13 protein-coding genes are annotated in these 13,976 nt (G+C 63.5%); 7 read left to right on the top strand and 6 right to left on the bottom strand.

Features of this window, described 5'->3' with window-relative positions:
• Nucleotides 1-224: 224 nt before the first annotated feature.
• From aroQ to aat, 4 genes are read left to right on the top strand one after another with little or no spacing between them, the layout of a single operon-like run.
• Nucleotides 225-683, top strand: coding sequence for a type II 3-dehydroquinate dehydratase (gene aroQ / locus RLQ26_01660; GenBank protein ID MEQ9087432.1), 459 nt, complete (start codon nt 225-227; stop codon nt 681-683).
• Between the two features lie 3 nt (nt 684-686).
• Nucleotides 687-1,145: an acetyl-CoA carboxylase biotin carboxyl carrier protein subunit gene (locus RLQ26_01655; GenBank protein ID MEQ9087431.1), complete on the top strand. Its 459-nt coding sequence runs from the start codon at nt 687-689 to the stop codon at nt 1,143-1,145.
• 9 nt (nt 1,146-1,154) lie between these two features.
• Complete coding sequence (gene accC / locus RLQ26_01650) at nt 1,155-2,501, top strand: acetyl-CoA carboxylase biotin carboxylase subunit (GenBank protein MEQ9087430.1); 1,347 nt, start codon at nt 1,155-1,157, stop codon at nt 2,499-2,501.
• A 39-nt stretch (nt 2,502-2,540) separates the two neighbouring features.
• Nucleotides 2,541-3,188 carry a leucyl/phenylalanyl-tRNA--protein transferase gene (aat, locus tag RLQ26_01645; protein ID MEQ9087429.1) on the top strand — a complete coding sequence of 216 codons (648 nt, stop codon included), beginning with the start codon at nt 2,541-2,543 and terminating at the stop codon, nt 3,186-3,188.
• Here the strand turns inward: aat and RLQ26_01640 are convergent.
• The 5 genes from RLQ26_01640 to RLQ26_01620 form a co-directional block, all read right to left on the bottom strand.
• A complete protein-coding gene (locus RLQ26_01640) occupies nt 3,083-3,559 on the bottom strand; it encodes a DUF2155 domain-containing protein (protein MEQ9087428.1) in 477 nt (158 codons plus the stop codon). The genes aat and RLQ26_01640 overlap by 106 nt on opposite strands.
• Nucleotides 3,556-3,816: a hypothetical protein gene (locus RLQ26_01635; protein ID MEQ9087427.1), complete on the bottom strand. Its 261-nt coding sequence runs from the start codon at nt 3,814-3,816 to the stop codon at nt 3,556-3,558. Before RLQ26_01635 ends, RLQ26_01640 begins: the two co-directional genes overlap by 4 nt.
• Before the next feature lie 103 nt (nt 3,817-3,919).
• Nucleotides 3,920-4,684 (bottom strand): methyltransferase domain-containing protein, encoded by a 765-nt coding sequence (locus tag RLQ26_01630; protein MEQ9087426.1) that lies wholly within the window; start codon nt 4,682-4,684, stop codon nt 3,920-3,922.
• Nucleotides 4,681-5,154, bottom strand: a complete 474-nt coding sequence (gene mlaD / locus RLQ26_01625; GenBank protein MEQ9087425.1) for an outer membrane lipid asymmetry maintenance protein MlaD — start codon at nt 5,152-5,154, stop codon at nt 4,681-4,683. The genes RLQ26_01630 and mlaD overlap by 4 nt, the downstream gene beginning before the upstream one ends.
• 67 nt (nt 5,155-5,221) lie before the next feature.
• Nucleotides 5,222-5,578 (bottom strand): NADH:ubiquinone oxidoreductase subunit NDUFA12, encoded by a 357-nt coding sequence (locus RLQ26_01620; protein MEQ9087424.1) that lies wholly within the window; start codon nt 5,576-5,578, stop codon nt 5,222-5,224.
• Nucleotides 5,579-5,965: 387 nt separating this feature from the next.
• On the opposite strand from RLQ26_01620, the gene RLQ26_01615 reads away from it, so the two are divergent.
• From RLQ26_01615 to RLQ26_01605, 3 genes are all read left to right on the top strand, one after another.
• Complete coding sequence (locus RLQ26_01615; protein ID MEQ9087423.1) at nt 5,966-9,655, top strand: vitamin B12-dependent ribonucleotide reductase; 3,690 nt, start codon at nt 5,966-5,968, stop codon at nt 9,653-9,655.
• A gap of 200 nt (nt 9,656-9,855) precedes the next feature.
• Entirely contained in the window at nt 9,856-10,323 is a 468-nt protein-coding gene (locus tag RLQ26_01610) for a RidA family protein (protein ID MEQ9087422.1), read from the top strand.
• 27 nt (nt 10,324-10,350) lie between these two features.
• Nucleotides 10,351-11,532: a GNAT family N-acetyltransferase gene (locus RLQ26_01605; GenBank protein ID MEQ9087421.1), complete on the top strand. Its 1,182-nt coding sequence runs from the start codon at nt 10,351-10,353 to the stop codon at nt 11,530-11,532.
• Nucleotides 11,533-11,620: 88 nt separating this feature from the next.
• Here RLQ26_01605 and clpA read toward each other — a convergent pair whose 3' ends face one another.
• Nucleotides 11,621-13,972 carry an ATP-dependent Clp protease ATP-binding subunit ClpA gene (clpA, locus tag RLQ26_01600; GenBank protein MEQ9087420.1) on the bottom strand — a complete coding sequence of 784 codons (2,352 nt, stop codon included), beginning with the start codon at nt 13,970-13,972 and terminating at the stop codon, nt 11,621-11,623.
• Nucleotides 13,973-13,976 lie beyond the last annotated feature (4 nt).

The following is a 13,976-nucleotide window of genomic DNA, read 5'->3' as shown; positions in this document are numbered from 1 at the left end:
CGGATAAAAGCAAAATCCTCATCGACCGAAAGCCCGGCCGGCCGGGCCTTTCCTCGGAGCCCGGCGGCGATTGACGCTCGCCTCCGCCATTGCGCATCTGAGGTCCCGTGTTATAAATCCGGGCCGTGCCGGAAGCCGCCAGGCCCGCGCGACGGCCAGGGTGAAGACGGATGATCGAGCGTTCCTCACACATTTCGGGTAGCGAGTAAGGGCGGCCGAATCTCATGTCTTTCGACCTTCTCGTCCTCAACGGCCCGAACCTCAATCTTCTCGGCCAGCGCGAACCCGAGCATTATGGCGCGGAAACCCTGGATGACATTGCCCGCCGCACCGGGCGCCGGGCGGCCGAGTTGGGGGCCGAAGTCACTTTCCGCCAGAGCAATGACGAGGCGGAGCTTATCGGCTGGATTCAGGACAGCCGCAACCGCTTCGACGGGCTGGTGGTCAATGCCGGCGCGTTCACTCACACGTCCCTCGCCATACTCGACGCCCTCCAGTCCTTCGATGGCCCCATCGTCGAGGTACACCTGTCCAACATCTTCCGGCGCGAGGAATTCCGTCATCGAAGCTATGTGTCCCAGGTGGCGACGGGTGTGATTTGCGGGTTTCGCGGGCAGGGTTACATCATGGGCGTCGAGGCACTGGTGGCGCTATTGACCCAAAACGAACAGACGGACAAATAGCAAATGGCGCGATTCGAGCTTGATAAAACACTGATCCGCGAGATGGCGGACCTGTTGGAAGAGACAGGCCTCAGCGAGATAGAAATAGAGATATCCGGCCGCCGGGTCCGTGTTGCACGGGGCGGAGGCGCGACCGTCGTGGCCACCGCGCCGGCGCCCGCCAGCACCCCCCCCGGGGCTGCGCCCGGAAACGACGACATTGGCAGCGAGGCGGCCGACGCCGCCCATCCGGGCGCCGTCCCCTCGCCCATGGTCGGTACCATCTACATGCAGCCCGAACCGGGAGCGCCCGCCTTCGTCAAGGTCGGAGACGACGTGGAGGAAGGCCAGACGCTCCTGATCATCGAGGCCATGAAAACGATGAACCCGGTCATTGCACCGCGCGCAGGCAAGGTGACCAAGATTCCCGTCGCCAATGGGCAGCCGGTCGAGTTCGGCGACGTCCTGATGATCCTCGAGTAGCGGACAGCGATGTTCGAAAAGATTCTTATCGCGAACCGCGGCGAAATTGCCCTCCGGATTCACCGTGCGTGCAAGGAAATGGGGATCAGCACCGTCGCGGTCCACTCCACTGCCGACAGCGAGGCGATGCATGTGCGACTGGCGGACGAATCGGTCTGCATCGGCCCCCCCGCGCCGGCGGAAAGCTATCTGAATATTCCCGCCATCGTCTCGGCCGCCACGATTACCGATGCCGACGCCATTCATCCGGGCGTGGGCTTTCTCTCGGAAAATGCAAGCTTCGCCCAGATCACGGAGGACCACGGGCTGACCTTCATCGGCCCGACGCCGGAACAGATCGCCGTCATGGGCGACAAGATCGCAGCCAAGACCAAGGCCGTCGAACTCGGCCTGCCGGTCGTGCCGGGCTCTGACGGCGCTATTCGAGATCTTGCCGAAGCCAAGAAATTCGCGAGCGAAATCGGCTACCCGGTGCTGATCAAGGCCGCAGCCGGAGGCGGCGGGCGTGGCATGAAGGTGGCTAACACGCCCGAGGAACTGGCCGCCGGCCTGTCCACAGCCAAGAACGAGTCCAAAGCGGCCTTCGGAGACGACACGGTCTATCTTGAAAAATACCTGGCCGCACCCCGCCATATCGAGGTGCAGGTCATCGGTGATGGCCAGGGCCATGTCGTCCATCTCGGCGAGCGGGACTGTTCACTCCAGCGCCGACATCAGAAGGTGCTCGAGGAAGCTCCCTCGCCCGCACTCAATGATGCCGTCCGGCGCGAAATTGGCGACGTCGTCGTCCAGGCGCTCTCGAAGTTCAAGTATCTCAGCGCCGGCACGGTCGAATTTCTGTTCGAGGATGGCCGGTTTTATTTCATCGAGATGAACACGCGCCTGCAGGTGGAGCACCCGATCACGGAAATGGTCACGGGCGTCGACCTTGTGCGCGAGCAGATTCGTGTCGCGGCCGGCAACCCGATCAGTTTTTCGCAGGACGAGATTACTATTAACGGCCACGCGATCGAGTGCCGCATCAACGCCGAAGACCCCGAGACCTTCACGCCCGCACCGGGCACGGTCACGGACTACCATCCGCCGGGAGGGCTGGGGGTGCGCATGGATTCGGCCCTCTATGCCGGCGCGACGATCCCGCCTTATTACGACAGCCTGATCGGCAAGCTTGTCGTTCACGGGGCCACACGCAACGAATGCCTGCTACGACTGAAACGCGCCCTCGGCGAATGCGTGATTGGCGGCATTAAGACCACCATCCCGCTGCATGAGCGCCTGATTGCCGAACCCGACTTCATTAACGGCGACTATACAATCCACTGGCTCGAAAAGCTGATGAAGGAAGGCAGCCCGTAAGCGTTCTGGCCATCGCGTGTCTTCCGGGGACTGGCGGCCATGATAATTACGCCTGAAATCGTGCTGAAAGCCTACGCGCTCGGCGTCTTTCCCATGGCGGAAAGCCGCGAGGACGAGGATCTCCACTGGATCGACCCAAACCTCCGGGGCATCCTGCCGCTCGATGATTTTCACCTGCCGCGCCGCCTGGCCAAGACCTGCCGGCAGGGCCGGTTCACGGTGCGCATCGACCATGCCTTTCGCGACGTGATCGAGGCCTGCGCCGAAGCGACCGCCTTGCGGCCGGGAACGTGGATCAACCGCGACATCGTCGATCTTTATTCGCGTCTCCACGACATCGGGCACGCGCACAGCGTCGAATGCTGGCGCGACGGGCGGCTCGTGGGCGGGCTTTACGGCGTTTCCCTGGGGGCGGCGTTTTTTGGTGAAAGCATGTTCTCGCGCGAGCGCGATGCCAGCAAGGTGGCTCTCGTTCATCTCGTCATGCGGCTCAGATACGGCGGCTTCGAGCTACTCGACACCCAGTTCGTGACGCCTCATCTGCGCCAGTTTGGCGCCATCGATATTGGCCGCGACGCGTATCACCAGCTCTTGGGCAGGGCGCTGGCACGCGCGGCCGCCTTCCCGGCCGAGCTGCCCCAGGGTTTCGAGGCCGGTTTTCTGCACTCGATGACCCAGACATCGTAGACGGGATGCTCGAGCGCAGAGAGGGCGGGGCTCGAGGCGAACATCCACCCCTCGAACAGCCTGACCGCGGGCTCGCCCGGCCGCACATCCTCGATCACGAGAAAGGCAGCGCTTTCGGGCGGCTCCTCGGGCGGACGTTTCAGGCACCGTTCCACCCTCAGCCTGAGGCTGCCGAAACGGGTGTCCTCGCCGATCGGCGCCTCGAATTCCGAAACCCGGGCCGTCACCTTGTCGAGCCCGCCGAGCAGCGCGATCTCGGTATCGAATTCGTTGGCCGCCTCGGGCGCGGCCGGTGCCAGCACCGCAATGGCAATCGCGGGCAGCGCCGCAAGCGCAGAGCGCATCCCCCGGGACCAGGTCAGCCGGTTCATTTCTTCCCAGCCCCGGTCCGGTAGGGATTGTGCAGTTCGCTGATCAACTCGGCCAGAACGGCGCGGACCTGCGCCTCGTCGCAGCCCATCAGCAGGGCGTCCTCCAGCGCGTCCTGCGCCAGTTGGCGGATCTCCTCGATATTCTCGTCGAGCACCTTGAGCTTTTCCACGCACGAGAGCGGGTCGCCAGCCGGCGTGCGCCAGAAGGCGGTCTTCGGTTCATAGCGCCGCGTCCGGTCGGTAGGTGGCTTGTTCATCCGGCGATTCCAGCGTTCCTGGCCGGCGCGCGATTGCCCGCGGCCTCACCTCACAATAGGCATACCCAATGTGGCGAAAAAGAGGTTTTGCGGCGCTCGCGCGTCAGGGACAGACGGCCGCGAAGCGCAGGCGCACATAATCGACCCACCAGAGATCGGCCCCGTCCGCGCCCCCGCGGCGGCAGAGCGCCGGGGCCAGACCATCGCTCACCTCCTTGACAACCACCGGCCGGTCCGCCTCGGGCAGGGTCGCCAGAAACGCGCCCGCGAAGATTTCGAGCCAGTCCGCAAGCGTGCCTGGCAGATCGGTCGGCCGTTCGAACAGGACGCAGTCCGTGACGCGAAACCCGGCTGCCTCGAGCTGCCGACGGTACGCCTCGGCGTCGGGGAAATACCAGGGGTCGACGGTGGCCGCGTCAATTCCCCGGGCCTTCAGCGCGGCGTAAAGCGCCTGATGAACCCGTCCGACATTTCCCGCACCACCGCATTCAGCGACAAACCGCCCGCCCGGAACCAGCGCCCGGCGCACGCCGCGGACGACGCCAGCCGCATCCTTCATCCAGTGAAGCGCGGCATTGGAGAAGACGGCGTCGAATTCCCCCTCGAAATCAAGGTCCTGGGCGTCCATTTGGCGGACGTCCAGGCCGCGCGCCCGGGCGGCGTCGACAAATTCGGGGCTCGAATCGACGCCCACCACCTTGCACCCCGCCGCCGCCAGATCCATCGTCAGCCGGCCGTCGCCGCAGCCGAGATCGAGAATGCGCTCGCCCGGCCGGGGCGCCAGCAGTCCCACCACATCGCGCCCCAGCGCGCTGACGAATCCGGCGTCGCGTTCGTATTTTCCCGGATTCCAGGATTGCCCGGTCATTCGGGGACGCTATCACCCTCTTTGTCGTCGGCGGAATTGGAAAAGATGAACTGCCCCACGAGATCCTCAAGCGAGAGCGAGGACTGGGTAAACCGAATCTCGCCGCCCGGCTGGATCATGTCTTCCGCCCCGCCGGGATCGAGCGCCATGTATTTCGATCCCAGGAGCCCGTCGCTCGTCACTTTGGCCACCGTGTCGCTCGGCAGCCTGACCGACGGATCGATGATGAGCTCGGTCACAGCCTGATAGAACTCCGGATCGAGCGCCATGTTTGAGACCGTGCCGATCTTGATTCCGCCGATCCTGACATCGCTGCCGACCTGAATTCCATCGACCCGGTCGAACCGGGCGGTGACCCGGTAGCCATCGATATCGCGCACGTCGGCCGACGTGTAGGCGAAGACGCCGAACAGGACGGCGATCGCCAGGACCAGCGCGCCGATGACGGTTTCGATCACATTTCTACGCATAGCTTACCTGTTCTATTCAAGGCACGGGTTGGTGTGTCGCCGCTTCCGCCAAGTCGGGGCGCCCCGCTCAGGACGGGCGCCAAGGCTCGTAATCGCCGGTGGCGGACGCGTGCGCACCCTTGTTGAGGACGTGGCCCTCCGGCCGATAGGCCTCGGGCGATCCGGTGAGATTGGGCAGGTGTTCCTTCTGCCAGGGACGCTTGGCAGCCGCGGCCTCCTGCAGTGGCTCGTCGGTGATGTTGTGCAGCCATGCATGCCATTCCGGCGGCACTTTCGAGGCCTCGTCGCCGCCCCGATAGAGCACCCACCGGCGGCCGCGGCCGTAGCGCTTGAAATGGCGGCTTTCATAATAACGGTTGCCGAAACGGTCGGTCCCGACCTGGCGGCCGTAAATCCACGTGAAAAGATGTGTTCCCCAGCTCATACCCGTCCGATTCCGTTCCAATCCATGCGCGCGATGAAGCCCGAGACCCTGCGCCCGCGCCCGGGCGGGGGGAATATGGCATTCACCCGAAGGCAGGTCCATAGCGCACGGTGCCGCCATCAGCCCGCTCCTGGCTGACCGGCCCGGCCGCGCCCGGCGCCTCACCCGCCCGTCAATGACAGAAGCATTAAAATTTCACTACATCTCGCGGGTAAATTGGCCAATCACGCAAGATATTGTTGAAGCCACCATATCTTGGAGGTACTCTCGCGACTCCGGCCCAGCCATAGGGGACTTCTTGGGGATAACTCTGTGGAAAACCGCGGGACACCCGCGACGGCACGGATAAACCGGACCACGCGCACGAGTTGAGGGGGATGATTGGCCATGAAGATTGAACGCCGCTTTACGACCGCAGGCAGGGATCCATACGAAGCGATTGCCTTTCGCAGGACGTCGAGTGAAATCAAGAACCCGGACGGTTCGCTCGTCTTTCAACTCAGTGAACTCGAAGTCCCTGAATCCTGGTCGCAAGTGGCGAGCGACGTTCTCGCGCAGAAATATTTCCGCAAGGCGGGCGTTCCGGCCCGGCTGAAACGCGTGGCCGAGCCCGGTGTCCCGACCTGGCTGCAGCGCCATGTGGCGGACGAGGCGGCACTCGAGGCGCTCGATCCCGAAGCCCGCTATGTTGGGGAAAGTGCGGCCACGCAGGTTTTCGACCGGCTCGCGGGGACCTGGACTTACTGGGGCTGGAAAGGCGGCTATTTCGATACCGAGGCGGATGCGCGCGCCTTTTTTGACGAAATGCGCCACATGGTCGCGACCCAGAAATGCGCCCCCAACTCGCCCCAATGGTTCAACACGGGCCTGCACTGGGCCTACGGTATCGATGGGCCGGGCCAGGGCCACTACTATGTCGACCCCCAATCGGGCGAGCTCGTCCGCTCCGCCTCGTCCTACGAGCATCCCCAGCCCCATGCGTGCTTCATCCAGTCGATCGACGACGATCTGGTCAATGACGGCGGCATCATGGATCTCTGGGTACGCGAGGCGCGCCTGTTCAAATACGGCTCAGGCACCGGGACAAATTTTTCCAATCTCCGGGGAGATGGCGAGAAGCTTTCAGGCGGTGGAAAATCCTCCGGGCTAATGAGTTTTCTCAAGATCGGCGACCGGGCGGCGGGCGCCATCAAGTCGGGGGGCACGACACGGCGCGCGGCCAAGATGGTGATTGTCAACATCGATCACCCGGATATCGAGGACTTCATCAACTGGAAAGTCATCGAGGAACAGAAGGTCGCGGCACTCGTCACCGGCTCCAAAATCAATAACGAGCAGCTTAACGCCATCATGGCCGCCTGCAGCACCGAGGAGGTGGCGGAGGACGAGCGGTTCGATCCCAAGAAGAACCCGGCGCTGAAGGCGGCGGTCCGGCGGGCGCGCAAGATTGCGATCCCGGAAAGCTACATCGCCCGGGTGATCCAGTTCGCCCGCCAGGGCTACAGCCGAATCGAGTTCAAGACCTATGACACCGACTGGGATTCGGAAGCCTATCTCACGGTATCGGGCCAGAACTCGAACAATTCCGTCCGTGTGACGGACGAATTCTTCTCCCGCGTGCGCGAGGATGGGGAATGGGACCTGATCCGCCGGCTCGATGGCAAGACGGCGCGAACCTTGCGGGCGCGCGATCTCTGGGATCAGGTGGCACACGCCGCCTGGGCGAGCGCGGACCCCGGAATCCAGTACGACACCACGATCAACGCCTGGCATACCTGCCCCGAGAGCGGCCCCATCAACGCGTCCAACCCGTGCTCGGAATACATGTTTCTCGACGACACGGCGTGCAACCTGGCGAGCCTCAATCTGTTGACCTTCTGGTCGCGCGAAGACGGGTTCGACACTGAAGCGTTCGAACACGCGGTCCGGCTGTGGACCATCACGCTCGAGATTTCCGTCGCCATGGCTCAGTTCCCGTCCCGCGAAATCGCGCGCCTTTCCTACGATTACCGTACGCTGGGTCTCGGCTTCGCAAATATCGGCGGACTCTTGCTCGCCTCCGGGCTCGGATATGACAGCGACGCCGGCCGCGCCGTCTGCGGCGCGATTTCGGCCATCATGACGGGCGCATCCTATGCGACCTCAGCCGAGATGGCCGGCGAGCTGGGACCGTTCCCGGGTTTCGCGGCCAATCGCGAGGCCATGCTTCGGGTGATGCGCAATCATCGGCAGGCCGCCTATGGCGAGGCGGCCGGCTATGAGGGCCTCGCCAACGCTCCCGTCGCGCTGGACGCGGCCGCCTGCCCCGATGAACGACTGATCGCGGCCGCACGCACGGCCTGGGACCAGGCGCTCCGTCTGGGCGAAGCCCATGGCTACCGGAACGCCCAGGCCAGCGTGATTGCGCCCACGGGCACCATCGGACTTGTCATGGATTGCGACACCACGGGGATCGAACCCGATTTCGCGCTGGTCAAGTTCAAGAAGCTGGCCGGCGGTGGCTACTTCAAGATCATCAACCGCACCGTGCCGGTCGCGCTCGAAACACTGGGCTACGCCCCGGAAGAAATCGAGAAGATCATCCGTTACGCCGTCGGCTACGGCACGCTGAAGGACGCGCCCGGCGTCAACCACGAAAAACTCCGCGCGCTGGGCTTCACCGAGGCAGCGCTCCAGACAGTCGAGGATGGACTGGCGACGGCGTTCGACATCAAGTTCGTCTTCAATCGCTGGACGCTCGGGGACGAATTGTGCAAGCGGGTCTTCGGTTTCACCGACGAGCAGCTCAACGACGTCTCGTTCAACATGCTGGAGGCGCTCGGCTTTTCCAAAGCCGAGATCGAGGCGGCGAACACCTATTGCTGCGGCGCGATGACGCTGGAAGGCGCACCGGGGCTGAAGGACGAGCACCTGCCGGTTTTCGACTGCGCCAATCCCTGTGGCCGGATCGGCAAGCGCTTTCTGTCCTATGAGAGCCATATCCGCATGATGGCCGCGAGCCAGCCCTTCATTTCGGGCGCCATCTCGAAGACCATCAACATGCCCAACAACGCCACGGTCGGGGATTGCCGCGACGCGTACGACATGGCCTGGAGACTGGGCCTCAAGGCCATCGCGCTTTACCGCGACGGCTCCAAGTTGTCGCAGCCGCTTTCGGCCACCTTTGATCTGGGTGAGGAAGAGGACGAAGAGGCGCTTGAGGAAATCCTCGAGGCACCGGCCGGCGCGCGAGGCGCCATGGTGGCCGAACGCATCGTCGAGCGGATTATCGAAAAACGCGCCCGGCGCGAGCGCCTGCCGGCCCGGCGCAAGGGCTACGCGCAGAAGGCCACGGTGGGCGGACACAAGGTCTATCTTCATACAGGCGAATATGCCGATGGCAGCCTCGGCGAGATTTTCATCGACATGCACAAGGAGGGGGCGGCCTTCCGCAGCCTCATGAACAATTTCGCGATCGCGATCTCCATCGGGCTGCAATACGGCGTGCCGCTCGAGGAATTCGTCGACGCCTATACTTTCACGCGCTTCGACCCCGCCGGTATGGTGGAGGGGAACGAGGCCATCAAGATGTGCACCTCGGTACTGGACTATATCTTCCGCGAATTGGGGATCAGCTATCTCGGCCGCAACGACCTCGCTCATACCGAGCCGGCCGAGACCTATCCGACCACGCTGGGCGGCGGCAGCGACGAAGGCCGGGCGCCCGCGAACGCGGCTGATCTGCCCGTCAGCACCGGCTATGTGCGCAAGAATCTCTACGTTCTTCACGGCGGCGCCACCAAGGGCGCGGCAACGGCCACGGCAGCAGCGAGCGATATCGCTGAAACCGCCGGCTATGCCGCGAGCAGGGTGGAACAGCACGCCGCGACCGCCCTGGCGGGCGGAGGCACCACCGAAGTCTCCGCCGTCGGTGTCGCATACGCCCATGTGGAAACAGATTCCCGCGACCGCGTGCTCGAAGCGCGCATGCGGGGATACGAGGGGGACCCGTGTGGCGAATGCGGCAATTTCACCCTGGTCCGCAACGGGACTTGCATGAAGTGTGACACCTGCGGCGGCACCAGTGGCTGCAGCTAGTTCAGCAGCCTGGCTGCGGCTTTAGTCCTCCCTGGTCTTGAGGGGTGCGGCGGTGGCGCGCCCCTCTTTTTTGCGCCGGCGCTATCGCTTGCGCCATGATGAAAAGCTGAAGAGGACCCGGGCTTTACGTCTTGTACGGTCCGGCAGGACAGCTATGCTGGGCCGGTATCCGGACCTGGCTTGTGATCGAAGGAGACGACGTGACCGGAAAAATCGATGCGCGACTGAAAGAGCTTGGAATCGAGCTCCCCACCCCGGCCGTGCCCCGGGGAAATTATCTGCCGGTGGTGCTCTCCAACGGGTTTGCCCATGTCGCGGGACAGGTCCCGTTCTGGAACAATGAACTGCAATTCGTGGGGCAGGTCGGTACGGATTTCACCGTGGAAGAAGGTCAGCAGGCGGCCAGGTTGTGCGGCCTCAACATGCTGGCTCAGCTCAAGGTGGCGCTCGAAGGCGATCTCGACCGGATCAAACGCGCCGTGCGCCTTAACGGATTCATCCGCTGCGGGCCGGATTTTGACCAGCATCCGATGGTGATCAACGGTGTCAGCGATTTCATGGCGGAGATTTTCGGCGAGTCCGGCCGCCACGCACGGAGCGCTGTCGGTTGCGTCTCGCTCCCGCTGGGCGTCGCCGTCGAGGTGGACGGCACGTTCGAAATCGACTGAGGCCGGAGGCCCTTTCACGCCCCATTCATGCATGTGACCCCCGCCGTGCCTGACGGAAGCGACCTACCCACCGCACATACACTCGCCGGCATCTCGGAAATCGATGAGGCGGTATGGGACGCCTGTGCCGGGGGTGACAACCCCTTTGTCAGCCATGCCTTCCTCTCGGCGCTGGAGGAAAGCGGCGCCTGTGCTCCCGATACCGGCTGGCAGCCCCAGCATATGGTGGTCGAGGACCCGTCGGGCGAGGTCATCGCCGCCGCGCCCCTTTACCTCAAGGGACATTCCTACGGCGAATACGTCTTCGATCACGGCTGGGCCAATGCGTTCGAACGCGCGGGCGGGCGCTATTATCCCAAACTGCAATGCGCCGTTCCGTTCAGCCCGGTGACCGGGCCGCGGCTTCTGATCGACCGGGCACCGGACAAGGCGGCCGCCGCCAAAGCCCTCATCGCCGCCCTGGTACAGGCGACGCGGCAGTTCGAGGTATCTTCCCTGCACGTGACCTTCTGCCCCGAAGGCGAGGCACGCCGGTTCGCCGAGGCCGGGTTTCTGACCCGCGTGGGCGAGCAGTTCCACTGGCGGAACGAAGGCTACGGGAGTTTCGATGATTTCCTCGCCTCGCTCGTCTCACGCAAACGCAAGGCCATCCGGCGTGAACGACGCGAGGCGCGAGACGCCGGGCTTGAAATCCGTGCCCTGTCAGGGAATGACATCCGGCCGGAGCACTGGAGCGCCTTCCACCGCTTCTATCTTTCGACCGTGGACCGTAAATGGGCGCATGCCTATCTGAACGAGGCATTTTTTCATCTATTGGGCGAAAAACTGGGCGACAAGGTCGTTTTGATGGCCGCCTTCGATGGTCGCGAGATGGTTGCGGGCGCGCTCAACCTGAGGGGCACGAACGCGCTCTTTGGCCGCAACTGGGGCGCGCTTCGCCATTACCCGTTCCTGCATTTCGAGCTTTGCTATTACCAGGCCATAGAATACGCGATCGCGCACAAGCTCGACTGGGTCGAGGCGGGTGCGCAGGGCGAACACAAGATCCAGCGAGGCTACCTGCCCAGAAAGACCTACAGCGCCCATTGGATTACCAACCCCCAATTCCGCGAAGCGGTGGCGCATTATCTCGAACGCGAGATCGAGATGATGGATCACGAGATCGAGATGCTGAGCAGCTACTCGCCGTTTCGCCGGAAGGAAGACTGAAAGCCGCCGGTGGCGTCGCCGGTGACAGTGGAAAGGCCCCGGCAGGAACCGGGGCCTTTCCATCTCAAGTCATTGTTTTGTGGTGTTTTTACTCGACCAGCGCCGGTTCCCGCCGGCCGCCCTTGCCTGACCCGCCGGGCTTCTTGCCCTTCTTGTCCTTGGCGCCCTCGATCAGTTCGAAGACCGGCTTATCGTCCTTGATATCGACACGCACGAGGCCGCCATTGACCAGGTCGCCAAAGAGCAACTCTTCGGCCAGTGGCTTCTTGATGCTCTCCTGAATGACGCGGGCCAGCGGCCGCGCGCCATAGCGCTTGTCGTAGCCTTTTTTGCCAAGCCATGTCCGCGCTGCGTCGCTCAGCTCGATCGACACGTTGCGATCTTCAAGCTGCTGCTCGAGCTGCATCACGAACTTGTCGACCACCCGCGCGATGACCTCAGGCGGGAGGGAGGCAAACGGGATGATGGCATCGAGCCGGTTGCGGAACTCCGGTGTGAACATGCGGTTGATCGCTTCCGTGTCATCGCCTTCCCGCTCATCCCGGCCAAAGCCGATCGCCGGCTTCGCCAGATCCGCCGCGCCCGCGTTGGTGGTCATGATCAGGATCACATTGCGGAAATCGATGGTCTTGCCGTTATGGTCGGTCAGCTTGCCGTAATCCATCACCTGCAACAGGATGTTGAACAAATCGGGATGGGCCTTCTCGATCTCGTCCAGCAGCAGCACCGCGTGCGGGTGCTGGTCGATGGCATCGGTCAGGAGGCCGCCCTGATCGAAACCGACATAGCCCGGCGGCGCACCCAGAAGGCGCGAAACCGTGTGGCGCTCCATATATTCCGACATGTCGAAGCGGATGAGCTCGATGCCCTGGATCCGGGCGAGCTGGCGGGCAACCTCCGTCTTGCCGACGCCCGTCGGGCCCGAGAACAGGTAGCAGCCGATGGGCTTCTCACCATCACGCAGCCCGGCGCGCGCCAGCTTGATGGCGCTGGAGAGCTGGGTAATTGCCTCGTCCTGTCCGAACACCATGGTCCGGAGATCGCGTTCCAGGTTGGCGAGCCCCTCACGGTCGTCGCGCGAGACGCGCTTGGGCGGAATACGCGCCATCTTGGAGACGACCGCCTCCACTTCCTTGACGCCGATCGTCTTGCGCCGGCGGCTTTCAGGCAGCAGCATCTGCGCCGCGCCCACCTCGTCGAGCACGTCGATTGCCTTGTCCGGCAGCTTGCGGTCGCCAATGTAGCGCGAGGAAAGTTCCACCGCCGCCTTGATGGCTTCCGCCGTGTAACGCACCTTGTGGTGCTTTTCGTAGTACGGCTTCAGGCCACGCATGATCTTGATCGAGTCCTCGAGCGATGGCTCCTTGATATCGATCTTCTGGAACCGCCGGACCAGCGCGCGGTCTTTTTCAAAGTAATTGCGGTATTCCTTGTAAGTCGTCGACCCGATGCACCGCAGGGTGCCGGCCTGCAGGGCCGGCTTGAGCAGGTTCGAGGCATCGAGCGAGCCGCCACTGGTGGCGCCGGCGCCGATCACCGTGTGGATTTCGTCCACAAACAGGATCGCATCCGGATGCTCCTCCAGTTCGGAAACGACGGCCTTGAGCCGCTCCTCGAAGTCGCCGCGATAGCGCGTGCCTGCGAGAAGCGCTCCCATATCGAGCGCGTAGATCGTCGCGCCCGACAGCACGTCCGGCACCTCGTGCTGCGTGATCCGGCGGGCCAACCCTTCAGCGATGGCGGTCTTGCCGACACCGGGATCGCCTACCAGCAGCGGATTGTTCTTGGACCGTCGGCAGAGTATCTGGATCGTGCGCTCCACCTCGGCCTCACGGCCGATCAGCGGATCGATCTTTCCGTTGATCGCCTTCTGGTTGAGGTTCACGCAGTAATTGTCGAGCGCCTCATTCGACTGTGCCTTGCCGCCACGTTCGGTTGCCGTGGCCGTGGGACCGGCCGGCTTGTCCTCGTTCACGCCGGCGACCCGGCGCGGCTCCGAGCGGCCCGGCACCTTGGCGATTCCGTGAGCGATATAATTCACGGCGTCCAAACGGCTCATCTCCTGCTCCTGCAGGAAATAGACGGCGTGAGATTCGCGTTCCGAGAACAGCGCCACGAGCACGTTGGCACCCGTGACCTCCTCGCGGCCGGAAGACTGGACATGAATGGCGGCGCGCTGCAGGACCCGCTGGAAACCGGCGGTCGGCTTGGCATCGTCAACGCGGTTGGAGACCAGGCCGCTTAATTCGTCCTGCAGATACTGGCGCACATCCTTGCGCAAGCGGTCGAGATTGACGCCGCACGCGCGCAAAACGGCAACAGCGTCGTCATCCTCCGTCAGGGCGAGAAGCAAATGCTCCAACGTCGCGTATTCGTGGCGATGCTCGTTCGCGAAGGAAAGGGCGCGATGGAGGGTCTGTTCTAAATTACGCGACAACATGGAC

Source organism: Alphaproteobacteria bacterium, assembly GCA_040220875.1.
GTDB lineage: Bacteria > Pseudomonadota > Alphaproteobacteria > JAVJVX01 > JAVJVX01 > JAVJVX01.
Note: the sequence above shows the minus strand (reverse complement) of the source record. Positions and strands in the feature narration are given on the sequence as shown.